Source organism: Sinobacterium caligoides (genome assembly GCF_003752585.1).
In the GTDB taxonomy this organism is placed as follows: domain Bacteria; phylum Pseudomonadota; class Gammaproteobacteria; order Pseudomonadales; family Sinobacteriaceae; genus Sinobacterium; species Sinobacterium caligoides.
The window spans coordinates 61,500-87,187 of record NZ_RKHR01000003.1 but is presented as its reverse complement, the minus strand read 5'-3'; the positions used below and the strand labels follow the sequence as shown (position 1 = coordinate 87,187).

Here is a 25,688-nt window from a genome sequence, read left to right as displayed (position 1 = left end):
CTTTCGCCTCGCTATCAAAGCGTGAATATTTTACACCTGGCCCCCAATTTTGACACTGAATGCCGCCGATTAGACTAAGCTCGGTACTATTTCCGCCTCATAGAACTTCGAATTTTTTTTTAATGTCTGCCAAATGACTGCGCTCGACTTTTATGTCGAGTCGCAGTGCAGAAAAAACTCAGTAAAACAGGTGTAGAGAGTCGTGCGGGTGAATGTAGTGTGTATGTAAACGTTTATTTGTTTAATCCTTACTTATATTGTTGCTCTTTTTGTTCAGGTGGTTCTAGTTGTTGGCATCATAAATAACTAAGAAGCTGTTGAAGCACAGGTATTTGAGCTCGTTGTTCTAACATCGTTACCATATCTTGGCGCTTTTCTGATTCGCTAATGTTCAATGCGAGTTTGGCGAAGTCAAGGGCTTCCAGTGTTTGTCCTGTCTCGGCAAGGCACCAAGCCATGCTATCTGCCCAGTGTGAAGTGATGCCGTAGCCAATGGCTTTACGCAGCAGCTTGATGGCAGTAGGGCAGGCATCGTTTGACTTTGCATACCATGCTTGATCGGCATAAGACTCTCCGAGCAGGGTGTAAAGCCTTGGGTTGTATTCAAAGTACTCTTGCTGTTCCTCTGCGAAACGTTCCATTTTGGCGTGGCTGCCGCCCCAGCGGGGCTTGAGCTTATCGAGGTAATAATCACGAATATAATAGTTGGCAGGGTATTGCTCAATGGATTGGTCAAGGGTCGATTTAAGATCGATTCTGACACCTCTAGCACTACTAGCCGTAATTAAGTACAGGTAGACAGGTAATAGTTTTGCGTTCTGATCGAGTGACAGTCGTAGGTCTTTCAAGCCTATTTTGGTTAATCGAGCGTGCTCTACAAACTGTGCTTCTGTGACGCATCGAGCAAAACAGGTCCCGCGTACATCGGCGCCTTTAGAGGTATACCAAATTCCGCGTGCAGCATAAGCGTAACTAGATCCCGTAGCCGCAACCCATTCATCTAATAGGGTCTCTGACTCTATCGAATTTATGATGTTGTTATAGATTGCATAATATGACCACTCTTTAGTGATATCTACTTGGACTGTTTGTTCAATATCGGCAATGATCTGTTCGAGGCCGATAAAATCTTTATCAGCGAGATGCTCTTTAACCGTATCTGCTTCTCTATGATGGCTCTCGATGTTGTTATGCATAGCCCAAGCAGCTGCTTGAGCTTTTGCTGATTGTCCGATCAGGCTGAAGTCCGGGGGATTGAAATAAGAGAGCCTAGAGAGGAGTATCGCAGCCACAATCGCGATGCCTGTACCTATACGAAACCAGGGTAGGGGGGGATGCTCTACCTTTGGTCGCCTGTTTTGTTCTTCTTGCCTTAATGCTTGCTCGGCGATGTCGTTTTGTTTGGCTTGGCCCTCAATGTATTTGGTGTAAAAAATACCGCAGTGCGGGCACTCGTTACCGTTTGCTCTCGGCTTTGAGCACTTCGGGCAGAATTTGTTGTTGTAGTCTTCAGTAGAGTGGTCATCGCTATGGCTTAAGGTCAGCTTTTTTGGCTTGTCTTTATTGCGCTCAGCTGCAGTGCTGTTAACGGGGCTGTCCAAGGCGTCGTGACGCTGTATGCGCACGTTGACACCGGCGCTATAGAGTTTCTGTTGATAAACGCTAGCCGTCGCCTTACTGATGTCTTTTTTAACGACGACCTCACGGCCCTGTAATAGTCGCTGAGCGTTGGCAGGTGAAAGCTTGAGCAAGGTAATAAGGCCTGCAATTGCCTGTTCCTGGCTATACCCTTCGGCGGGGGTGCCCTCTGTAATGACTTTCCATAGCCCGTCGCTCATAGCGTCTCCAATGGTAAAACTGTTAGATTATTTGAATATGATATAACGATTGCCTGCTGGAATAATAGACGCACAGGCTTCAAGCCAATTAGGGTTACTATTATTGGTGCTGACTCCGGGGGGATAGCTCAGTTATCCTACGCTATAATTTACGCGATTCGTCTCGATCAGGAATGAATATGCCGCTAAATAGCGCATAACATTGCGCTGTCACCGTCTTTCCGTATAGCAAGATGTTAAGTAATAGTGTAAAATTTGATCGAAATTATAATCATCTTGTTTTTAGCTCTCGTACTTTATCGCCCATACAGCCTTATGTCTGTAGTAGGAAACGGAAGATCAATCCGTTCAGTGGTGAGACCTAGGTATGAAAACATACTACGCTAATCTTATACGGAGCACTTTCTGAGAGTTTTATGCCGATTAAATCCAGTATTAATCCATCAGTTTTCTTCCCATCTGTTTTTCTTATTGTTCTTATGGTCTTTGTCGCTGCCGTTTGGCCGAATGAGACCCACCTATTTTTTAAGTCAGCGCAATCATGGTTCGAGATTCAGGCCGGTTGGCTGTACATCTTGGGTGTTGCTATTTTCCTGATATTTATCATATTTGTCATGTTTAGCCGGTTTGGTAGTATCAAGCTTGGCCCTGATCATGCGGAGCCTGATTACAGCTATAAAAGCTGGATCGCGATGCTGTTTTCGGCGGGTATGGGTATCGGTTTGATGTTTTTTGGTGTGGCCGAGCCGGTGATGCATTACATGACACCGCCGGATGCCGACCCGATGACGATCGAAGCGGCCAAGGCGGCAATGAAGATTACCTTCTTCCATTGGGGGATTCATGCTTGGGCTATCTATGCTGTCGTGGCACTTAGTCTTGCTTACTTTTCTTATCGCCATAAGCTGCCACTACTGCCACGCAGTGCGTTATACCCACTGATTGGTGAGCGTATCTATGGCCCGATCGGCCATGCAGTGGATACCTTTGCAGTACTAGGCACGATGTTTGGTGTCGCCACCTCACTAGGCTTTGGCGTACTTCAGTTAAATGCCGGTCTCAATTATCTCCTCGATATCCCTGTGGCGGCCAGTGTCCAAGTGGTGTTAATTATAGTGATATCACTGATCGCGACGTTGTCGGTGTTCTCTGGCTTGGACAAGGGGGTTAAGCGTTTGAGTGAGTTGAACCTCGGCTTGGCCACGTTACTGATGCTCTTTGTCTTAGTGTTTGGGCCTACCGTTGTGCTGCTACAATCTTTTGTGCAGAACACCGGCGCTTACTTCAGCGAGATCGTGAGTAAGACATTCAACCTCTATGCCTATGAGCATAAAGATGATTGGTTGGGGGGCTGGACTCTGCTGTATTGGGGCTGGTGGATTTCTTGGTCACCCTTCGTTGGTACCTTTATTGCGCGTATCTCGCGCGGCAGAACCATACGTGAATTCTTGGTCGGTGTGTTGTTCGTGCCTTCAGCGTTTACCTTCTTATGGATGACTGTATTTGGCAACACGGCTATCGATGCCATCATGAACCACGGCGCTAGCTATCTTTCCGACGCCGTCGGTACAGATGTCTCGGTCGCCTTATTCGTCTTCTTCGAGCACATGCCGCTATCAACATTACTTTCGACTATTGCGCTGTGTTTGATTGCCACCTTCTTCATTACCTCATCGGACTCGGGTTCGCTGGTTATCGATAACCTGACCTCTGGTGGCGATCTTAATGCACCGGTTTGGCAGCGTGTTTTTTGGGCGCTGTTGCAGGGTGTTGTTGCTGCGGTCTTGTTGCTGGCAGGTGGCTTGCAAGCTCTGCAAACGGCGGCGATCGCTAGCGCCTTGCCCTTCCTGTTGGTGATGTTGTTGATGTGTCTGGGGCTTTATAAGGCACTGCAAGAGGATTGGTTAAAGATTAAAAGTGTGCAGCAGCATAATACGAGCGTGCAATTTACTGAGACCAATGTGAGCTGGGAGGATCACATGGATGTATTGATCTCTCGCCCGACGCAAGAAGAGGCACAGAGCTTCCTCGATAATGTCGCGAAACCGGCGTTGATGAAGATTTGCGAGAGCTTTGCTAGTCGTGAGATATCCGCCAAGCTGCTTAATTTAGAGAGTCGACTACGCTTTATCATTGTCAATGATGATCATGACGACTTTGTCTATGGCCTACGGGTGCGTGCTTTTAGTAGTCAGGCAAATGCGATAGAGCCGCACGAGAGCAATGATGACGAAAAGTATTATCGTGTTGAGGTGTTCCTAGAGCACGGTGGTCAGCATTATGATGTTATGGGCTTCACTCAGGAGCAGATATTGGCCGATGTTGTCACTCAATATGAGAAGTACTTACACTTCTTGCACCTATTGAACTCGGAGTACCTGGGGAGCAATTCAGCAGAAAGCTAATAGGGCGTGACTACAGTCAGTGTGACTATTGGCTAGCTAAAAACAAACAAGGGCGCTACAGCGCCCTTGTTTGTTGTTGCTTTCACGTAAGCATTAACCGACGCTTTTCTTAACCTGCTCGATGGCTGCTTCGAAGCGGTCGGGGGCAAGTCCTGGGACGACGACAATGTCATCGGCCTTAGCATTCTTGCTAGGCATGAAAAACAGTGTCGGTGTGCCACCTAGTCCCAAGCCTTGGAATAACTTTAGGTTGTCCATGTAGTGATTGCTAGGCTTGAACTTGCTGATATCACCACCAGCGACCTTAATTTGTTTGTTGACATCGTCAATGCTGAGTTTGCCTTCGTTTTTGCCTGTAGCGAACACACCGTCATGGTACTTCACATAGGCCTCGCTACCATAGCTCTTGTATAACCATAGGCCAGCTTCGGCGGCGTATTTAGAGGCTTCCCAACGTTGCGCGAAGATAGGGCTCTCTTTGAAGACGAACTTAACATCGGGGTTTTCATCGATGAGTTTCTGTACGCTCGGCATTGCTCTGGCGCACATAATGCATTGGTAGTCGAAGAACTCGACAACAGTAACTTTCGCGTCAGCAGGCCCAACAAAAGGGCTGCTCGGGTCTTGAGTAAGTTGCTGTTGCTGCGCTTCAGCTGCTTTCAGCATTGCATTGTTCTGTTGCTGCTCTGCCTTCTCGCGCAGATTTTTAGAGGCTTGTACGAGAAATTCGGGGTGCTCACTGAGGTATTGCCCTGCGATTTCGCCGATCTCTTGCTTTTGCTCCGCGTTGAGCTTCGAAAGGTCAAGTGTTGATTGATCGCTCTGGCAGCCAGCTAATGCCATTGTTGCCGCGGCGATTAGTATCGGTAGTTTCATTCTTTAGCCTTGATCTGTTGAAGTATAAGTTGCGCATTATAGGCGGGATATTATTGGTGCCGTCATTGATTAAGATTATCTTTTGTTAAACCAACAGGCATGAGATTAAAGTGGTTATTCTTTTTCCTTTTAACCGACTGATTCACAAGCTTATATTTAGCCCCGTTATTGAGCTTTCAGCCCTAAACAGAAGGCTGGCTATCGTTGTTATAGTTGAAAGTGGAGGGGGTTTATAATTTGGAAGGCGGCTTTTGACTGTAATTCGCCTGCACAAAGCAGGCGTCTTATCGTCTAGCATTGCTTATTAAGCGATGTGACTGGAGACTTTGAATATATGTTGAAATGATGGTGGCTGATGAATATCGATACGTATATTCAGCTTTCTGGCCACATCGTTCGCTGAAATGAGGCCACGGATATGATGCTTATCTTGATCAATGACCAGCATGTGGTGAAGCCCCTTTTCTTGTAGTACTCGTACCACGTCGCTCACTACAGCCGTTTTCATCTGCTGGTAATCAAGCGCGAGGAGTTTGTCCCTTGGTACCATGAGGTCTTGGACGGTCAGCTCAGTGAAGTTACAACCTAACTGTGTGCCGCGTTTAATTAGTCGGCGATGTAATAACTCCTTCTTGCTGATGATACCGATAAAGTTATTGTTCTTATCGACCACTAGACGCATATAAGTGTGCGTTTTTTCCATGATATCGACAGTGTTCGGTATCGAGGTGTCGACATCAATAACCATCGGTTGTGAATGGTCGAAGTCGGTGAGGATTGACAGGGCAGGGGAGCTGAGCAGGGTGGCCTGCTCACCGGAGGACCAAAGCAAATGGTCGATTGAAGCTGTGCTAAATAATTCTAAATTTCTCATAATCCTTCCACCTTATTCTATAAGTAAATCACTTTACTAATTTAATGTACGTGCCCACCTGTGTTTTTATGTTTTCAGTGAATACTCTTTTTGTGTTTTGTATACAGTGACTTTGCGCTGTTTACGTCTATCAATGTATGTCAAAAAAAGTCGCTGGGTCAATCGATAATCTGGTAATTAAATTTAATTAATTGCACAAGTTAAAATTTTAGTAAGACTTTTAGAATGCGCTTGTAACTTGTTTGATATTTGCGGTATGTGAAGTTGGTTGTGATAGATGAATGATATTTTAAATAGTAAAAAGCCCGGATAAACCGGGCTTTTTTTAGTGCTTAATTCAGATTACTTTTCTGCAATCTGCTCTGCAACTCGCATGCCGCTGCGAACAGCGCCTTCGAGGTAGCCGATATAGTCTACGGCAGTATGCTCACCTGCAAAGTAAATCTTGCCGGCTGGCTTTAGGAATGCGTTCCAGTGACGAGTCATTTGTCCTGGGCCATACGCAGTAAAACCACCCATGGTGTAAGGGTCGCGATGCCATGCATGTACTGAAGCAGACTCGAAATATTGTTGAGAGCCGGGGTACATCTTCTCCATCTGCTCTAGGCGATCTTCGATAATTTTGTCTTCAGACCAGTTAATTTGATCGTCAGTAAAATCACCTGAGGTATAAGAGACTAGAATGCCACCTTCACCACCTTGACGCTCTGTGCTTTCCCAGACCCAGCCAATTGGTAGTTCAGAGAGAGTATCGCCGCCTAAACCTTGCTCAATCCAGAATCTTTTGCTGTATTTCATCAACACTTTGGTGTGTGAACCATAGTTAATTTCAGCAGCAGCCCTTAGCTTTTTCTTTGGTAGCTCAGGCTGAAACTTAATCTTATTCAATACCGGTAAGGGAACAGTGACAACAGCGACATCGGCTTTGAACTTTTTGCCAGCAGCGGTCACTGTCACGCCCTTCTTATTTTGACGTATCTTTGTCACAGGGTGGTTGAGTAATACGGGGCCGTCAATATGATCAACATAAGCCTCTGCAAATGCGCGACCACCGTCGAGGAAGCGTTTAACTTCTATTTTGTTGTCGCTGACATTTTCGTAGACTTTAGATTGATGTGAGAGCCAAAGCAGAGAGACGTCCCTAGGCTCGTCATACTCGCTGCGGATGGAGTGTTCAGCGAGGGTTTTAGCGAGAGGTGATAAACCTAAGCTGTCAATCCACTCTTGACCACTGATATTGTCAAGTTTCTTAGCGTTCGGCGCTAGATCTGGACGCTTATAGTCTGGCACGTTTAAAGCCAGGTCTTCGAAAGCTTCCCAAAAACGATCCATTTCACGCTTTACTGCTCGTGAATATTCCGCTTTGAAGTCTCCGTAAGGCACGAGCTTACCATCGAGATAGTAGGCACCTTCCTCGACATTCTCCCAATTACCCGCGTCAACTATTGCTACGTCAAACTTCTTTGCATAGCGAAAAATTTCTGAGTGAACCTTTTTGTGATCGAGTAGCTCTCCGCCAATCTCGCCATGCTTATCACCCATGTCGAGTGTGCCCATGCGCCCACCTACACGGTCTCTTGCCTCTAATAACGTGACTTGGTAGCCTTTCTGTTCAAGCTCATACGCAGCCGTTAGTCCTGCTAGGCCTGCACCGACGACGATTGCCTTGTGCTCGTCGGCACTAGCGCCTTGAATTTGCAACAAGCAAATGAAGCACATTAAGCCTGCAGCTAACTTCTTCAATAAAGAAGGGATCATAATATATCCTGATAGGTTGTTATTGTTACGTGTGGCTAGCATGCTTTTACCCAGCTTTGCCGTAACTATTTGTTTTATTTTGTTTAATTTCATTTCTAAGATGCGCTCACTTGCCGTGACGGTATCTTTGCCGCCGTAACGAGATTGCACCATAATGTATCTTATTGAATTTTTGGTAATATTGAAACAATGCGACGCATGTGTTTTTGATATTATTGTCTGCTGCTTGTTTTTTGATCTAACATATTTGCTAAGTCTCCTGTAGTTAGAGACAAAAAAGCCGGGAAACCCGGCTATGAACTTAGCAGATGATAGCTTCTAGGGGGAGATTAATACCGGTAGGTTATGTCGACGCCGTAGCTGCGTGGATCACCAAAGGTCACTGAGCGCCCTAGCTGTTGACCAAAGTCGATGCCGTGGACGTAGTACTCCTCATCGGTCAGGTTTTTACCCCAGGCCGCAATTTGCAAGTCGCCTTGGCTGATACCTATGATTTCTGATAATACGATACGGCCGTTAACAATGGAGTATGAGCTTTGCTTCATCCCTCCGGTAGGGTTAACCACGCTGGGGTCGAATACATCGGTGTTAAAGTCGCTGTCACTTTGCCAGCTATAGTCGGCGAAGGCGCGTAACTGGCCGATACCGATATCGGCAATAAAGTAGTCTGCGCTTAGGCTGAAAGTATTGTTTGGTGTACTGCTCATGTCAGCATTATTTGCAATGTCGACTCCACCTTTGACATATTCTTTGTAATCAATGTCGGTGTAACCGTAGTTAGCGTTGACGGTAAGATCCTCAGAGATAAGGGCGGTTAATTCTATTTCTCCACCATAAACTGAAGCTTTACCTGCATTGGTAATGATGCCGCCCATGATACCGAGACCGGGGTTAAATTCGCTGTCTACGACTTGCATATCGGTGTAATCGTTATAGAAGACAGCTGCGTTCAGGCGCATCCGGTTTTCAAACCATTCTGATTTCATACCGAGCTCGTAAGAAGTCATATCTTCAGGTTTAAAGGCAGTTTGAAATTCTTCGGCCGTGGCTGTGCGGGTATTGAAGCCGCCGCTACGGAAGCCGGTAGCGATCTTAGCGTAGGTGCTTAAGCTGTCAGTCCAAGCAAAGTCGACGGTGATTGTCGGTGTTGTTTTAGTAAAGGTATCCTCTGCCTCTGCTCTTGGCATAGGTGATGGTAGTGGGAAGTCATTGAATGTTCTGTCATAACCAAGGTACTGGTCTTTCTCATCACGCGTGTAGCGCAAACCGAGAGTGAAGCTCATGCGCTCTTCGAGAAACTCAGGTGTATAGGTAGCCTGGCCATAGGCTGCGTAGGAAGTGTTATCCATACCGTAACGGCCTATTGTCGATACCCATCCCATCGTTGCTGGCGGATTTTTACCTGGGTTTAGAATTGTTTGTGGGTTCCATACATCACCTTGCTCGCTGAAGTAATAGAGTCCAATGGCATAGTCTAAGCGATCATCTAGTGTGGTACCGACAGCCTGTAACTCTTGACTGAGCTGTTTAACATCTGTTGTCGAGTTGGAATAGAAAATGCCGTTAGGTGAATAATCACCAGCTTCTTTTTGAGCTTGTTTGCGGTAGGCGCTGATAGACTTGAAGGTCACGTCTCCGAGGAAACCAAGGTCTGCATAGTCACTACTAATTTCGAGGGCATGGCCCTGAGATTTAAGAGAGCTCTCGTCGGTATAGAAGCCCATAACCTCGTCAGGCCGCTTCACGTCTCCATCGCGATCAGTATCGAACACGAGTGGTTGGCCGATGTTCTTTTTGTCTGTGTAGTCGCTGCTCCAGTTTACCCGTGTGTCATCAGTCAGCTCCCATAGTAGCGCGATACGGCCCCCCTGAGAGTCGAGATTATCAAACTCATCGACGGAGGAGCCTAGGAGTGCATCATAGTAGCCATCTCGCTGGGTGTAATTATAAGCGAGTTTAGCACTGAGCTTACCGAGCCCTTCACCCGTTTCGCCAAGCGCGGGAAGGTTGATGCTAGTGCGAGAGCCAAGTAGGCCGTAGTTGCCAGCGCTGAAGGTTTGTTTTAGGCCAAGTTCGCCCGTTGGCTTTGCAGTGATGAAATTGACGGCGCCGCCAATGGTATTTTTGCCATAAAGCGTGCCCTGAGGGCCACGAAGCACTTCGACACGCTCGAGGTCAACGATATCGAAGGCAGCACCGGCAGAGCGGCCGATGAAGACGCCATCCAGGTACATTCCTACGGTGAGGTCGCGGGTAATAGCGGGATCAGTTTCTGCGATACCACGAATGTTAAGTAGTACGTTGCCACCACTGCCACCACCAGACTTACTAAAGCGCACATTGGGCGTGGTGTTAGAGATATCCTGCACTTCCTTTATGTCGTAATTCTCAAGATCCGACTCGGTGAAGGCTGAAATAGAAATAGGGGTATCGTGTAGGGATTCTGCACGCTTCTGTGCAGTGACCACGACCTCCTCGAGGGCGAGGGGCTCAGCATAGGCGCTGGTACTGTTGGCAAGACTAGCGGCAATGACGAGTTTGATGGCCGAAGTAAGGAGACTACGACGAGGGAAAGTGTTGGATTGCATGGTGATGCTCCCTAGGTTCACTCACTATGAGTGATCTATTATTGTTATGACGTAACTAGGTTATGGGATGGAGCTAGATTCTCATATAGCGGTAACTCTCGTGTGTTGTTGGCAAATTCTATCGTTCAAAAAGATCGTGATCGATTAGTTTAATGTTCCTCTAAACTGTGCCGGACTAAGCCCTGACCACTTTTTGAAGGCGCGATGAAAAGTACTCACATCTGAGTAGTTGAGTTGTTGTGCAATGATTTTTATTGGTGTTTCGCCATCGTGAAGGAAGTCCTGTGCTGCCTGGAAGCGACATTGATCTTTGATGGTCTGATAACTAGTGCCCTGTTTCTGTAATCGACGATGCAGCGTTGCTACACCGATGCTAAGGCGCTCGGCGATAGTTTCTGCTGCAGGCATCGGACGACTAAAGTCATTGCCAATCATGCTGCGTATTCGCTGCTCTATTGACGCATACTTTTGGTCGACGATGATTAACTCATAAGGGAAGGTGCTGAGTAGTTGCGCGGTCGACTTTTCGTTCTGCACAATGCTTCTTTGCAAGAACCGCGCATCAAAACTGATACTGCAGCCTTCTTCAGCAAAGCTAATTGCATTATTAAATAGTGCTTGATATCCGGCGGCTTTACTGCCGCTGCAAGGTGTTTGAACGGAGACTTTGGTAGGGGGAAGGTAATCACCAATAAGCCAGCTGCAGAAACGGTGCCATATCCATAAGTTGATAATGATACCTAAAGTACCAGGTAACCAGTTTAGTCGATCCATCGAGAACATTTCAGCAGACCATAGATGCTGCTCATCGCTTATCGGGCGGGCGTAATCGAAGCGAAGCGTTGCGGTATCACCATTGGTTATCAGCCGACACTGACTACCATCTGCGCCGAGGCGACGAAAAAAGCCGGTGAGCCTGATTATGGCGTCGCCCAGAGTCTTTGCTTCCACCATAGACATTAAGATAAGGCGGTAGTTACTTAGGCGTGATAACTCGTTGGCATCCTCACCGTGTAATTGGTGCTGTAACTTGTGAACTATAGCGATGAAAAGCTCGCAGTAGGTTTTGCAGCTAGAAAATTCGCACGACTGTAGTTCACTTAGGCTCACGCCGACTTGTAATAGGACCTGCTGGCGATCCTCTTCACTCTGAAGCATTTTTAGCAGAGAGAGGGCGTATCGGCTAGGCATAGGCTTTGGCAAAACTGACCTCGTTATTATTTTTTTATTTGCCTGTCAGTTTATGCCTAGAGCTTGAGCATTCAAATGAAATTTAAGCCACACCGTAGAAAAACAACGTTTCCATAATGGCGCCAGTGGTTGTGTTTTAAGTTATATGCTGGTTGTCTTTTATTCTATTTGCTATAGTAAACTTAGCATTAAATTTAATCTTAATATATCAATGGGTTATTTGTGTTTTTTGACTTTTTTGATGCTGATTGCGGCCAGTATTTAGGTTTTTGGCTATTAAAAAGCGTCTTTTCATTAGCAAGTTCATCAAATTGTACTATTTTTCTATCAGTTAGGGTTTTTGTTACCAGACGATCTATCGATAAGACAATTAATTATAAGATGCCAAAGTGGAGGGCGTATGAAACTGCAACAACTTCGTTATATATGGGAGGTGGCACATCACGATTTAAACGTCTCCGCAACGGCACAGAGCCTCTACACTTCGCAGCCAGGGATTAGCAAGCAAATACGTCTGTTAGAAGATGAATTGGGTGTTGAAGTGTTTGCTCGTAGCGGTAAACACCTCACACGGGTGACGCCTGCTGGTGAGACTATATTGAAGACTGCCGGTGAAATTCTGCGAAAAGTGGAGAGTATAAAGCAGGTCGCTCAAGAGTTTAGCAACGAGCAGAAAGGCAGCCTATCGATAGCAACGACACATACTCAGGCTCGCTATGCACTGCCGGCGACAATCGGTGGTTTTATAGAGAAATACCCTGATGTATCGTTGCATATGCATCAGGGAACACCAATGCAAATTGCCGAGCTGGCTGCTGATGGTACGGTCGATTTTGCCATTGCAACAGAGGCGCTAGAGCTCTTTAGTGATCTGGTGATGATGCCGTGTTATCGCTGGAACCGGTGTGTCATCGTGCCTAAAGATCATCCGCTGACGAAAATTGATAAGATTACGCTGGCCGATATCGCCGCGCACCCCATAGTTACTTACGTCTTTGGCTTTACTGGCCGCTCAAAGCTTGACGAGGCGTTTCTTGATGAAGGGTTGTCGCCTAAGGTTGTCTTCACTGCGGCCGATGCAGATGTGATCAAAACATACGTTCGCCTTGGGCTTGGCATTGGCATTGTTGCCACGATGGCTTTTGACCTTACCCAGGATGAGGACCTAGTCTCACTGGATGCGAGCCATCTGTTTACCTCCAGTGTCACCAAGATAGGCTTTAGGCGAGGCACTTTCCTCCGCGGCTTCATGTACGATTTTATCGAAAAATTTGCCCCTCACCTTGATCGTGAGATGGTTGAAGAAGCTTATCAGTGCCATACCAAACAGGAACTCGATCAGTTGTTTGCCAACGTCCGCCTGCCTGTTTATTGACCAGCTTGTTGAGTCAATAAGTCGATAACGACGATATTGCTATAGGCTTGTTAACACAAGATGTATAATGGTGAAAATTACTCTAAAAACGGCAGGTGTTGATAGCACCTGCCGTTTTTATTGGCGCAACACCCTTTACTCCCGATTGACTTTGTAGGCACCTATTGTGACAGATACCTCCTTCGACTCATTGCCGCTGAACTCTGCAGAGCTCAGCAATCTCGAACGCCTCGGCTATAAGGAGATGACTGATATTCAGCAAAAAAGCCTGCCGATTGCATTGTCTGGAGCAGATCTTATCGCCAAGGCGAAGACGGGGAGTGGCAAGACTGCGGCTTTTGCATTACCGATGCTGCATAAACTCAATGCGAAGAATTACTACATTCAGACCTTGGTATTGTGTCCAACGCGTGAGCTTGCGCAACAGGTGGCAGAAGAGATTCGTCGTTTAGCGCGCAGCCAGCATAACGTGAAGGTATTGACGCTGTGTGGTGGGCAATCAATTGGCCCGCAGATTGGCTCTCTCGAGCACGGTGCTCATATCATCGTCGGTACGCCGGGCCGTATACAGGATCACCTGCGAAAAAACACATTAGATCTATCCCGTCTAACCACTTTGGTGTTAGATGAGGCCGATAGGATGTTGGAAATGGGGTTTGTTGACGCGGTAGAGGCGATCGCAGGTCATAGTCCGTCTTCAAGGCAGACGATGTTGTTCTCAGCAACATACCCAGAAAAAATCGAGGCGCTGAGTCGCCGTCTGATGAAAGACCCGCAAGTAGTTAGTGTTGACGCTCAGCATAGTGACACTCATATCGAGCAACTGTTTGTCGAGGTTGAACGTAAAGAAAAGGTCAATACATTACTGAAGCTGTTGAGTCACTATCAGCCTAACTCTACTGTTGTGTTTTGTAATACCAAGCAGGAGACGAAAGAGGTCAGCCACGCCATCTATCAGGCGGGTGGTAGCTCGGTCGCGTTACATGGTGACCTCGAACAACGTGACCGTGATCAGGTGTTGGTTCGTTTTAGTCAGGCCAGTGCCTGTGTTCTTGTCGCTACTGATGTGGCGGCACGAGGGCTTGATATCGATGATTTAGCTCTTGTGGTTAACTACGATATCCCTCGGGATGTGGAGGTCTATATTCACCGTGTGGGTCGTACGGGCAGGGCAGGAAAGAGTGGTCGCGCCGTGTGTATCTACAGCCCAAATGAAGCTTACAAATTGGAGGCGATTGAGGACTACCGTAAACAGCCGATTAGTTACCTTGATCCTACTGAGCTTGACGAGTCAAAGCCACTAAGCCGCCCTGAATGGATTAGTTTGGAGTTGCAAGCAGGTAAACGTGACAAGATACGACCCGGAGACTTGTTGGGTGCACTGACAGCGCAGGGCGGTATCCAGGGTAGTGCGGTGGGTAATATAGCGATCTACCCGAATGTCAGTTACATCGCCATTGCTAAGAGTGACGCTAATCGAGCCTTGAAAATGTTGACAGAAGGGCGAATCAAGGGACGTCGCTTCCGGGCAAGAAAGGCGCACTAGCCGCGGCCTATAGCGCTGACAGCGTTGCTATTACGTAGTTAACAAGGTAGATTTGGCAGCATCAAATTTATAATAAATGGAGTGCTACCGTGGAAATCGCATGTCTAGACCTTGAAGGTGTTCTTGTTCCAGAAATCTGGATTAAGTTTGCAGAGAAGACTGGTATCGAAGCACTGAAAGCAACCACTCGAGACATCCCTGATTACGACGTTCTGATGAAACAACGTTTGGCAATATTGGCTGAGCATGGTCTAGGGCTAAATGAGATCCAGGAGGTTATTGCAACACTAGAGCCGTTAGAGGGAGCGCGTGAATTCATAGACTGGTTGCGTGAGCGCTTTCAAGTGGTGATTTTGTCGGATACCTTTTACGAGTTTTCTCAGCCGCTCATGGCGCAGCTCGGTTTCCCAACACTGTTATGTCATAGGCTTGAGACAGATGCAGAGGGTAAGGTAGTCAACTACCACCTTCGCCAGAAAGATCCGAAGCGTCAATCGGTCATTGCTTTTCATAGTCTTTACTACCGTGTTATTGCGGCAGGTGATTCATATAACGATACCACTATGCTTGCGGAAGCGGATGCGGGCATTCTGTTCCATTCACCGCAGAATGTTATCGATGAGTTCCCTCAATTCCCAGCGGTTCAGACTTTTGATGATTTGAAGAAAGAGTTTATTAAAGCGAGTAACCGTGATCTAAGCTTATAGGTTCTTCTTTGTAGCAGACTAAAAGCCCGCCTAGGCGGGCTTTTTTATGGTTTATATATCGTGCTCAGGCTTCAGTTGATAGCGGTCTTCGCTGCGATCGAAGCGCCAGCGCTGGTTGCTCCACAGCCAGGTCTCTGGCTGGGCGGTGATAGCCCGAGTACAGCAATCAGCGTAACCCTCAAGAATACTGTGATCACCTTTGGCATAAGGTGGCGTGGCAATTTCTTCAAACCAACATTCGTAATGCCCACGCTTCACTTTATGCATGCCGCAGAATACAACAGTCGCTTGACCTTTCTTGGCGATCACTTCGACGCCGATAGGGAAGGCTGTTTCGATACCCATCATCCCGGCCCAGACTTTAGGGCTCTTTTTCAGTGGGCTTTGATCTGACAGGATACCGAAGAAGTATTGGTCTTCACGGTGGCCAACAGCCTCTAACACTTTTTTATGTGGTATAGGAACGCAACCAAAGCGCTCTCGTGACTCCTTGAAGTACTGGTCGAAGCCTTTATTGTGGAGCGGCTTGTAGACGACTTCGAGTTTATGGCCAAACTGAACGGCAACGGCGTGTAACAGCCACTCCCAATTGCTCTGGTGTAGGGCCATGATGATGACCTTACTACCCTGTTGCCAGTGCTGCTCGATAAGCTCAGGGTTACGGAATGTGACTCGCTGCTTCACTTCCGCTTCACTATGGTAGCGAGTGTGAAGTATCTCGACGACAAGTTGACCGACATGTTTACGGTAGTCTTTGGCGATAACCGCGCGTTGTTGGTCGCTCAGATCAGGCATGGCTTTTGCCAAGTTATCGCGAATGGTTTTTTTCCTATAACCAGCGATAGTGAATAATAGAAAGCTTATCGTTGGCGCAACGATTGAGTAAAGCACGCTGAGGGGTAATCGTCCGAGTAGTTTGACGAGAAGGACGGCCATAATAGAGAAACCTTTGATTGTTTAGATTTAGAAGCCACTTCGCTTAGTAAAAACGCGAGACTGCAGGCGTGGCTATTAGCCGGCTGCTAATTTCACGGGTCTATTGTAGCAAGCTTGAATCTACCAAGAGGAGATTTAGCCGAGCTTTTCTAATGTTTGCATAATTAATCGGACCTTGGTGATGGATTCTTGATACTCATCTTCGCATTCTGAGTCCATGACAATTCCACCTCCCCCCCAGCAATGTAGATTTTTGCCATCTGCGACGACGGTGCGGATGGCAATGCTACTATCAGCTTGGCCGTGGCAGCTGATGTAGGCGATGCTGCCGCAATAAGCTGAGCGACCGACGTTTTCTAGCTCATATATTATCTCCATTGCACGCTTTTTGGGGGCACCGGTGATGGAGCCTCCAGGAAAGGCTTTAGCCAGTAACTCGAGCTCCGTTGAGTCATCGGCTAGTTCGGCACTGACGGTACTGACAAGATGGTGAACATTAGCAAAGCTTTCTAGGGCAAAAAGCTTTGGTACTTTAATGCTGCCAGGTTTAGCGCTCATACCAAGATCGTTGCGCAATAAGTCGACAATCATGAGATTTTCCGCACGATCTTTACTTGAGTTTTGTAACTCATCAGCTAATGCACGATCTGCCTGTGGGGTTTTACCTCGAGGACGAGTGCCTTTGATCGGCTTGGTTCTGATATTGCCGTCACGGACCTCGATGAAACGCTCTGGGGAAATGCTCAGCACTTGATGCTGGCCGGTATTATAAAACGCCGAAAAAGGAGAGGGTAGAGCACGCTTAAGTGCTTTGTAGGCATCCCAGCTGTCGCCCTGGTAGGGGGCGCTAAAGTGTTGGCTGTAGTTAACCTGGTAGCAGTCCCCAGAGGCTATATAATCTTTAATTACTTCGAAATCGGCGAAATATTGTTCTTTCTGTGTGCTGGCAGTAAAGGGCTTGCTGAGAGTGAATTTCGGGCTGTCTGCGCCATTCTTAGCGGTGTATTGCTGATAGAGTCGCTTATAGCGCTCGGCAGCGGCACGCCCTTGTTCGCTGACGGTAACGATTGTTGTCTGCTGCCTGACGTGATCGTTGATTATAGCCCAGTGATAGATGCCTGCAGAAAGTTCCGCGAGCCCGTCGGGGCTGGGGTTGGCTTCGATACCCGCAAGCTGAAGACCAAGCTCATAGCTGGATTGAAGGATCAGTCCACCTAAAAAGGGGAGGTGACGGTAGTCATTTCCACTGATCTTGGGGAGGGTTTTTAGCTCTTGCTGTAGGCGGCTGAGTACCTCGTTAATAGTCGCTTTAGTTAGCTGATTATTAATCGCTAATTGGCTACCATCATACCGTATACTGGTGGCGGGGAAGGCACTGATAATGTCAGTACAACGAGATTCGCTGGGATAATGACTGCTATCAAGCAATACCGCATCTTTGAGCTGATGTATGGGGGCAAAGAGTTGGTTGCTATCGCTTTGGTAGACGATACTTTCAAGCAGAACGATATCACTATTGATCACGGTAAACTGCGCCTGTGAATAGAGGGTGGTGGTCTTTCTCTGCCGGTGTTGCCAGCGGACGCGATTTTAACGCCTCCATAGCCCTTAAAGCTAGTCTTGGTGAGCGTAAATGTCGATCGTAATGAGCGTTTATCACATTGACATTGCGTACCTAAAATCTTACTTTAATGACGAATTTATAGTTTCAGTGGCTGGAAAGCCGCGGAATGCGTAAAGAGTAGGGCTAAATACCTTGCTTAAAGAGTTAACGCCTGGCATGTGCAATCGGTGCTAGTTAGACTGATTGATAATAATAACACGTGTTGGGAATGCACAGACCTAGTAATAGGCATAAAGACCATTAGCTATGCCGATATAAAGTGACGAGATAACGCTAAAAACATCGTCGGTTGTCGTAGCAGGGTACAATACGTTGAGTTGAGACAGAACTTATGACTAAAACAACAAAGCAGACTCCTTCTCTGACCAATCCTTTTGCAGAGCTCAAGGAAGTTGAATTTACCATCCCCGGTCAGATTAACTATGAGCCAGGTCTCTACGAGCAATCGTTGAAGGCGGGTTATGACTTGATTCAGCGTCCTAAGAAGGCTGCCGGCGTTGCAAGTGTCACTAAGCAGCATCAAAAGAAGCGTATGACCATCTGGGAGCGTATCCAGGTATTGACGGATAAAGAGCCTCAGGTGCTTTATCAAAATTGGGGTAAGAACCTTGACGGTGCCTCCCTGGTGACCGCTATTGTTGAAATCAACGGCCGATATGTCGCCCTTTATGGCCATGATTTCACCGTTCGCGCCGGCTCAATGGACGCGACTAACGGTAAGAAGCTGGCTAAGTTGTTTGAGTTGGCCGGCAAGCGCAAGATACCGCTTATAGGCCTTAACGATTCAGCTGGCGCCTATATACCGGCGGGCGTTGGTGGCCTGGACGGTTATGCAGAAGCCTTTACCGCGCTTCGCAAGATTAACGGTGTCGTGCCTTCAGTCATGTGTATGTTTGGTTTTAATGCCGGTGGCGGCTCTTATCTTCCCCGTCAAGGTTCGTTCTTGATTCAACCAAATGAGACTTTCTTCGGCCTTACTGGCCCTGGTGTCGTTAAATCGGTGCTGGGTGAAGATGTCACGCCAGATGAGCTTGGTGGCCCCGGAGTTCACTCACAGAGCGGTGTGACAGACTTTGTGGTTGAGGATGAGGTAGCTGCACTGCAGAAAGTGAAGGAGTTACTGAACTACCTGCCTGACAACAACGCTGAATTAGCACCTTATCAAGAGACCTCTGACCCAACAGATCGTAAAACTTGGGACGTTGATATTCTATTGAAGAAGGCATTCAACTCACCAACTGGCTTCAATACACCGCTTGATGTCTCAATCATTATCCAGCAAATTTGTGATCACGGGGATTACACTGAGATTCAGCCGGAGCGCGCCCGTAACACGATAACAGCGTTAGGCCGGTTGGGCGGTAACGTGGTCGGTTTCGTCGCCAACAACTCATCGGTTGCCTCTGGTCAAATCGACATTGCAGCTGCCTACAAGAACGCCCGCTTTATCCGTTTCTGTAACCTCTATAACATTCCCGTTATTTTCCTCGAAGATACTACCGGTTTCCTCCCAGGTTCTGAGCAGGAAGCAGGGGGCATTGTACAGGCCGGTCGTGCGATGCTTGATGCGATTATTGATTTGCGTACGCCACGCTTCTTGTTGATTCTTCGTAACGCTTTCGGTGGTGCCTACGCATCGTATAACAACTACCCTACGGGAGCTGACTTTGTCTGCGCCTTACCGACCACACGTGCGGCGGTAATGGGGCCGGCTGGTGTTGAATACGTCTATAAGAAAGAGCTTCGTGAAATTCGCGGTAGTGTTGCAGGACGTATTGAGGCTGCACGCGGCGAGCATGTCGCCAATGGCTTAACCCAGGAAGAGGCTGTGCAAGCTGCAGAGACAGAAATTAAAGAGTGGGTTGCCGAGCAAGAGGCCTTGTTGGTGCAGCGCTATGAAAAAGAATTGATGAACCCGAACGAAGCTCTGAGCCTCGGCTCAATCTCTCAGATTGTTATGCCGTCTGATCTACGTAAGGTGCTTGCTGACCAGATGGCCTTCCACCTAGGCCATTATCAGCCAGAACCACTGGCTAGTACGCAGCGCGAATTCCATTAATTAGGCAAGCTGAGAAAGATTAAGAGGTTTATCCAATGACAAGTAATAAGCATTATCTACACAACCCCAAGGTCCACGCCGATCGTCAGCTTGCGAACAGTGATAATGAGTGGGTGAAGAGTTTCTCCTGCACAGACATGAAGCCGTTGATCATTTGCCGTGGCCCCATCCGCAAAGAGGCGATGGACGTCTTCGATGAGATGGGTATTAACGGATACGGTATCCTGCTTTCAGAGAAGGACTCCATTACCTACGCTAATGCATTGGCGCCGGAGCTGCGTAAGTTAACAGACCCTGGTCGTGTACACCGTGTACCCGACTATACTGGTGCAGATAAAGAAGAGCGTCAGCAGCGTATTCGCCAGATAATTGCTATCGCGCACGAGAATGGTTATGACTCAATCTTCACTGGCTATGGTTTCATGGCTGAAGATGAAGAGATGGTACGCTCTATGGAAAATGCGGGGCTGAATTTTATCGGTCCCTGCGCAGACACAGTTCGTGACGCTGGTTTGAAAGATGAGGCTAAGCGCACCGCTTTGGCGGTAGGTGTATCGGTCACTCCCGGTATTGATAATGCATCGACATTAACTGTCATAGAAAAGTATAAAGATCTTGCTGGGCTGAAGAAGTTGGTGGCTGATGAGGCGCTGAATGTCGAGCCAGCGTTGCTTGACAGTAAAGACAAAACGCTTGAAGAAAAAGCCAACGCCATTTTGAGCGCTTCGTTCGAAAAGGGCATCGACCTTTTTGACCTTGAAGAGCTCGGTGAGCAGCTCAAAGTTGCTGTCGCCAAGATGTTCGCAGACTACCCAGAAAATCGTGTGCGTATGAAAGCGATCTCGGGTGGTGGTGGTAAAGGACAGCGTATTTTGCCAGCACCAAGTAGCTATGAAGGATCGTTAGAAGAGCGTATCGAGCAGGCCACAGCGAGAGCGCCTGAGTTGGCGCTTGAAATTCTCAACGAGGTAAAGTGTAACGGTGTTGGTGATAACAAGAATATTCTTGCTGAGTTGAACATCGAAACAACTCGCCACCAAGAAATTCAGGTTATTGGTAATGGCGACTGGTGCATGACCATGGGGGGGCGTGACTGCTCTCTGCAGATGCATGAGCAGAAGTTACTTGAGGTATCGGTGACGATTGAAGAGCTCAAGTCATCGATCACGGAGGCAGAGCAACGTAACGCCCATACCGACGAAATAGCCACACTCAAGCAAGATCTAGTGGTGCTTGAGAAGATGGAGGCAGAGGCGGCCCGCTTTGGCGCTGCAGTTGGCTTGAACAGTGTTTCAACGTTCGAGTGTATCGTGGATGGACCCAGCCACTTCTTCATGGAGATGAATACGCGGATTCAGGTTGAGCATCGAGTCACTGAGCTTTGTTATGGCCTTGAATTTTCTAACCCTGCGAACCCTTCGGATAGCTTCGTTGTTAACTCCCTTGTTGAAGCCATGGTGTTGATTGCGCGTCATAGTACACGTCTGCCACTACCTAAGCGTGTTGCACGTGATAACGCCTCTGTTGAGGCGCGCCTCAATGCCACCAACCAAGCATTGCAGCCACATGCCGGTGGTGTGATCACACAGTGGTCTAATGCCGTTGAGGGTGAGATTCGTGACGATCAGGGAATCAGCGTACACAATCCTGATACCGACGTGTTCATGAAATACCATCTCGCCGGTGCCTATGACTCAAATATCGCGCTGTTACTGACGACCGGCCAAACACGCTTAGACACCTACCAGGCGATGGCTGAGACGATTCGTCAAACGACGATCTCTGGCAGCAATCTTTGTACAAACCTAGAATTCCATTACGGTCTCGTTAACTGGTTTATTGGCCAAGGCATCAACGCTCGACCGACGACACGCTTCATTGTGCCTTATCTGACCGCTGTGGGGCAGCTGAAGGATCGCGCCAATAACATCGATATTCCTTATGCCTTCCAACAATTCAAAAATGCCTATGTGCAAAGTGCCGCGCACCAGACCACCTCTAAGGCTTTGGCGACTGCGATTGATCGTAAGTCGACACTGTTGATGCGTCCAATTGAGATGCTATTGAGTGAGCCGCATATCTATTCAGGCTGGTTGAGCCTGAATAAAGCTAACTATTCGGTTCACAAGGGCGAAGTAACTTGGTCGAAGAACCCTTTAGAGGTCCTCTCAGAGCTCTACCATTACCTGAATATGGATTATGTTGATAGCGCTCCCGCCTTGTATCAGATCTGGGATCATGACGATGAGTTGTTGTCTGAAGCATTAGCCTTTTACGCAGACCTTGAGCAACGCCTAGAAACCAAGAATTGGGATGTCATCTGCAACACATTGCAGAGCAATACACCGCCTGCAGGTTTTGATGCGCCACTCTGGGATGCGGTCGTCAACGCGCATATTGGCTTCCAAGCGGGTGTTGACCTGTTGTCGATACTGCCTTACATCGCCGACCAAACGGATTTCTTCTCGTTGGTCATCAATAGCGATTTAAGCATTGAGATTCCTGATGCCTTACTTGACGAGCAACTCCAGGAGCAAATGGCTAAGGTTCTAGTGCCGCCGCCAGTGGCTAAATCTGATGAGATCGTCGCGGAGTCAGGCGGAATGTTCTACCCTCGTGAAGCGCCAGGAATGGAGGAGTTCATAAAACAAGGTGAGCATTTTAATGCTGGCGACCCACTGTACATCGTCGAAGTTATGAAGATGTTTAATAAGGTTTATGCGCCTTTCTCGGGCACCATTGATAAAGTATTACTCGAGGGTGACGGGGTGATTATCAAGAAAGGGCAGCCACTCTTTAAGATCACTCCAGATGAGGTTGCAGTGTTCGAAAGTGATGAAGAAATCATGGCGCGTAAGCGTAAAGTGACGGGCCTTTTTCTCGCCGCAAATGCTTAATTAGGCAAGTAGAGAGAGGGGGCATTGAGTGCCCCCTCTCTCCACCTATATTAGAGTTTTACTTGCGGTAGTCGATACTACCCCGCCGTATAAAAAGAGAGAGTAAAGATGATTACAGCACTGGATCATATTGCGATTGCTGTGCCTGACCTGAACAAAGCCATTAAGCGCTTTATGGATGATTTTGGTATTGAGTTTAAAGGCACAGAAGAGGTTGAGCGGGCGAAGACCACGACGGCTTTTTTCCCGATAGAGGGCACCCAGATTGAGCTGGTGCACCCTATTCGTGAAGGTGAGGGGCCCGTTGCCAAATATTTAGAGAAGAAGGGTGGTGGTTTGCATCATATTTGTTTTTCTACCGACGATATTCTTGCTGATGTTGAGATGCTAAAGGCAAAGGGTTATCAGTTTCTGTCGGATGCACCGACGATTGGTGCGCATGACTGCCAGGTGATTTTTATTCACCCGAAGAGCAGTGATGGCGTTCTGATTGAACTCAGCCAACCGCCTGCAAATCATTGATTTAACGTTCGCCCCTTGGGGTGATAGTGGTTGTAAGCAGTTGGTGCAAGGTGATAATGGTTGTGGTTCTATCTCCTTGTTTATGAAGAAAAGCGTTAGAATAGCCAGCGAGAGCGCTTCGATCAGATCGAAGCCCGTTTACTCTAGCTGAATGAAGAATAACTCGAAAGGTTGGTCGTATTATGTCAGATAACAACTACAAGCCCGAGCAAATGTCGGTTGAACAGTGGCAGGAACTCGCCAATAAGCAGCTTTCTCGTAGCGGCAAGACGATTGAAGACCTAGTTTGGAATACGCCGGAAGGCATCGATGTTAAGCCTCTCTATACTGCAGAGGATATCGCCGATCTCGAATATACCAACACTATGCCGGGTATGGAGCCTTTCATCCGCGGTCCTCAGCCAACCATGTATGCCGGTCGTCCATGGACGATTCGTCAGTACGCGGGCTTCTCGACCGCTGAAGAGTCTAATGCTTTTTACCGCAAGGCATTGGCTGCCGGTGGTCAGGGGGTCTCTGTAGCTTTCGACCTTGCAACACACCGTGGTTATGACTCTGATCACCCCCGTGTCACCGGCGATGTTGGTAAGGCGGGCGTTGCGATCGATTCTGTAGAAGACATGAAGGTGTTATTTGACGGTATCCCATTGGACAAAGTCTCTGTATCGATGACGATGAATGGTGCCGTCTTACCTGTTTTGGCGGGATATGTTGTCGCCGCTGAAGAGCAGGGTGTTAGTCAAGATCAACTGGCCGGAACGATCCAGAATGATGTCTTGAAAGAGTTTATGGTGCGTAACACTTATATTTACCCACCAGAGCCCTCGATGCGTGTTATTGGCGACATTATTTCCTACGCCACTGAGCACATGCCGAAGTTCAATACCATTTCCATATCGGGTTACCACATTCAGGAAGCCGGTGCAGATGCGGCACTTGAGCTTGCCTATACACTCGCTGACGGGAAGCAATATATTCATGCCGCACTCGATGCCGGCCTAGATATTGATCAGTTTGCAGGCCGCCTCTCCTTTTTCTGGGGCATTGGCATGAATTTCTATATGGAAATTGCCAAGATGCGTGCAGCCCGTTTGTTGTGGGCGCGTATTGTTGAAGGCTTTAACCCAAAGAATGCTCGCTCAAAGATGCTCCGTACACACTCACAGACCTCTGGCTGGTCGCTGACCGAACAGGATCCATACAATAATATTGTACGGACCACGATTGAGGCAATGGCTTCAGTTTTCGGTGGTACCCAGTCTCTACACACGAATGCCCTCGATGAGGCGATTGCCCTACCAACGGAATTCTCATCACGTATAGCACGTAATACGCAGCTGATTATCCAAGAAGAAACAGGTATTACCAACGTTGTTGACCCTTGGGGCGGTTCCTACATGATGGAGTCGTTAACGAAGGAGATCATGGACAAAGCCTGGGGGCTGATTGAAGAAATCGAAGAGAAGGGCGGCATGGCGAAGGCGATTGAGTCAGGCTTGCCCAAGCTGAAGATTGAAGAGTCTGCCGCGAAGAAGCAGGCACGTATCGATCGTGGTGAAGACGTCATCGTTGGTGTAAACAAATACAAGCTGTCTGAAGAGGATGATGTTGAGATCCTCGATGTTGATAATGTGGCTGTTCGTGAGTCTCAGATTAAGCGTCTCGAGGAGTTACGTGCAAATCGTGATGAGGCTGCTGTCGAAGACGCTTTAGAGGCTCTTTATCAAGCGGCGGAAACAGGTGAGGGCAACGTGTTTGACCTCGCTATTAAGGCGACGCGTTTACGTGCCAGTCTTGGTGAAGTCTCCTATGCTCTTGAGCGTTCATGGGGCCGCTATAACGCGCAAGCACAAACCGTCTCGGGCGTTTATGGTAGCGCCTATCAAGGGGATGAAGAGTGGCAGGGTATTCAGGCCGATATTGAAGACTTTGTTGCAGAGCACGGCCGTCGTCCACGCATGCTGGTGTGTAAGATGGGGCAGGATGGTCATGATCGTGGTGCTAAGGTCATCGCAACTGCTTTTGCGGATGTCGGCTTTGATATCGACTTGTCGCCGATGTTTTCCACCCCCGAAGAAGTCGCCAAACAGGCCGTTGAGAATGACGTGCACGTCGTGGGTGTCAGTTCGCAGGCTGCAGGGCACAAGACGCTGGTTCCGGCTTTGATTGGCGAGCTTAAAAAACTTGGCGCGGATGATATTATCGTGGTTGCAGGTGGTGTTATCCCACGACAGGACTATGACACTTTGTATGACGCAGGTGTTAAGGGGATTTTTGGCCCTGGTACGCAGATCCCTATCGCCGCACGTGATGTGCTAACGGCCATCAATGAAGCGACAGTCAGCGAATCGGCCTAGCTGATTGTAGCGGAATTCTTTAGCACTGAAGTTTTTTACTGAAGCGCTATAGAGATTGTCAGAGAGGCCGGCACAGGATGACTGTACCGGCCTTTTTTTGTTATGTTAACTGCTGATTTTTGAAGAAACGTAATT

At 47.9% G+C, this 25,688-nt stretch carries 16 protein-coding genes; 8 read left to right on the top strand and 8 right to left on the bottom strand.

Annotation, left to right across the window (positions count from 1 at the left end; all coding sequences use genetic code 11):
* Positions 1-296: 296 nt before the first annotated feature.
* Entirely contained in the window at positions 297-1,838 is a 1,542-nt protein-coding gene (locus tag EDC56_RS00590) for a hypothetical protein (protein WP_123710604.1), read from the bottom strand.
* A 416-nt stretch (positions 1,839-2,254) separates the two neighbouring features.
* Between EDC56_RS00590 and EDC56_RS00585 the strand changes: the two genes are divergently transcribed.
* A complete protein-coding gene (locus tag EDC56_RS00585) occupies positions 2,255-4,243 on the top strand; it encodes a BCCT family transporter (RefSeq protein ID WP_123710603.1) in 1,989 nt (662 codons plus the stop codon).
* A gap of 93 nt (positions 4,244-4,336) precedes the next feature.
* Here the strand turns inward: EDC56_RS00585 and EDC56_RS00580 are convergent, their stop codons facing one another.
* The 5 genes from EDC56_RS00580 to EDC56_RS00560 form a co-directional block, all read right to left on the bottom strand.
* Positions 4,337-5,119 carry a thioredoxin domain-containing protein gene (locus EDC56_RS00580; protein WP_123710602.1) on the bottom strand — a complete coding sequence of 261 codons (783 nt, stop codon included), beginning with the start codon at positions 5,117-5,119 and terminating at the stop codon, positions 4,337-4,339.
* A 304-nt stretch (positions 5,120-5,423) separates the two neighbouring features.
* Positions 5,424-5,993, bottom strand: a complete 570-nt coding sequence (locus EDC56_RS00575; RefSeq protein ID WP_123710601.1) for a CBS domain-containing protein — start codon at positions 5,991-5,993, stop codon at positions 5,424-5,426.
* A gap of 342 nt (positions 5,994-6,335) precedes the next feature.
* A complete protein-coding gene (locus EDC56_RS00570) occupies positions 6,336-7,904 on the bottom strand; it encodes a flavin monoamine oxidase family protein (RefSeq protein WP_123710600.1) in 1,569 nt (522 codons plus the stop codon).
* A gap of 176 nt (positions 7,905-8,080) precedes the next feature.
* Positions 8,081-10,339 carry a TonB-dependent receptor gene (locus EDC56_RS00565; RefSeq protein WP_123710599.1) on the bottom strand — a complete coding sequence of 753 codons (2,259 nt, stop codon included), beginning with the start codon at positions 10,337-10,339 and terminating at the stop codon, positions 8,081-8,083.
* 144 nt (positions 10,340-10,483) lie between these two features.
* On the bottom strand, positions 10,484-11,542 hold the full coding sequence (locus tag EDC56_RS00560; RefSeq protein WP_148059265.1) for an AraC family transcriptional regulator: 1,059 nt from the start codon (positions 11,540-11,542) through the stop codon (positions 10,484-10,486).
* A gap of 388 nt (positions 11,543-11,930) precedes the next feature.
* Here EDC56_RS00560 and cysB point away from each other — a divergent pair, with 388 nt between their 5' ends.
* The 3 genes from cysB to thrH all read left to right on the top strand — a co-directional run bounded on the left by cysB (position 11,931) and on the right by thrH (position 15,158).
* Positions 11,931-12,905 carry an HTH-type transcriptional regulator CysB gene (gene cysB / locus EDC56_RS00555; protein WP_123710597.1) on the top strand — a complete coding sequence of 325 codons (975 nt, stop codon included), beginning with the start codon at positions 11,931-11,933 and terminating at the stop codon, positions 12,903-12,905.
* A gap of 163 nt (positions 12,906-13,068) precedes the next feature.
* On the top strand, positions 13,069-14,451 hold the full coding sequence (dbpA, locus tag EDC56_RS00550; RefSeq protein WP_211333575.1) for an ATP-dependent RNA helicase DbpA: 1,383 nt from the start codon (positions 13,069-13,071) through the stop codon (positions 14,449-14,451).
* Positions 14,452-14,540: 89 nt separating this feature from the next.
* On the top strand, positions 14,541-15,158 hold the full coding sequence (thrH, locus tag EDC56_RS00545) for a bifunctional phosphoserine phosphatase/homoserine phosphotransferase ThrH (protein ID WP_123710595.1): 618 nt from the start codon (positions 14,541-14,543) through the stop codon (positions 15,156-15,158).
* A gap of 51 nt (positions 15,159-15,209) precedes the next feature.
* Here the strand turns inward: thrH and EDC56_RS00540 are convergent, their stop codons facing one another.
* Positions 15,210-16,094, bottom strand: a complete 885-nt coding sequence (locus EDC56_RS00540) for a lysophospholipid acyltransferase family protein (protein ID WP_123710594.1) — start codon at positions 16,092-16,094, stop codon at positions 15,210-15,212.
* 135 nt (positions 16,095-16,229) lie between these two features.
* Positions 16,230-17,618, bottom strand: a complete 1,389-nt coding sequence (gene pabB, locus EDC56_RS00535; RefSeq protein ID WP_123710593.1) for an aminodeoxychorismate synthase component I — start codon at positions 17,616-17,618, stop codon at positions 16,230-16,232.
* Between the two features lie 431 nt (positions 17,619-18,049).
* Here pabB and EDC56_RS00530 point away from each other — a divergent pair, with 431 nt between their 5' ends.
* The 4 genes from EDC56_RS00530 to scpA all read left to right on the top strand — a co-directional run bounded on the left by EDC56_RS00530 (position 18,050) and on the right by scpA (position 25,553).
* Positions 18,050-19,777, top strand: coding sequence for an acyl-CoA carboxylase subunit beta (locus tag EDC56_RS00530; protein WP_123710592.1), 1,728 nt, complete (start codon positions 18,050-18,052; stop codon positions 19,775-19,777).
* A gap of 35 nt (positions 19,778-19,812) precedes the next feature.
* Positions 19,813-22,674 carry an ATP-binding protein gene (locus tag EDC56_RS00525; protein WP_123710591.1) on the top strand — a complete coding sequence of 954 codons (2,862 nt, stop codon included), beginning with the start codon at positions 19,813-19,815 and terminating at the stop codon, positions 22,672-22,674.
* A gap of 108 nt (positions 22,675-22,782) precedes the next feature.
* Positions 22,783-23,196: a methylmalonyl-CoA epimerase gene (mce, locus tag EDC56_RS00520; RefSeq protein WP_123710590.1), complete on the top strand. Its 414-nt coding sequence runs from the start codon at positions 22,783-22,785 to the stop codon at positions 23,194-23,196.
* 182 nt (positions 23,197-23,378) lie between these two features.
* Positions 23,379-25,553 carry a methylmalonyl-CoA mutase gene (scpA, locus tag EDC56_RS00515; protein WP_123710589.1) on the top strand — a complete coding sequence of 725 codons (2,175 nt, stop codon included), beginning with the start codon at positions 23,379-23,381 and terminating at the stop codon, positions 25,551-25,553.
* Positions 25,554-25,688 lie beyond the last annotated feature (135 nt).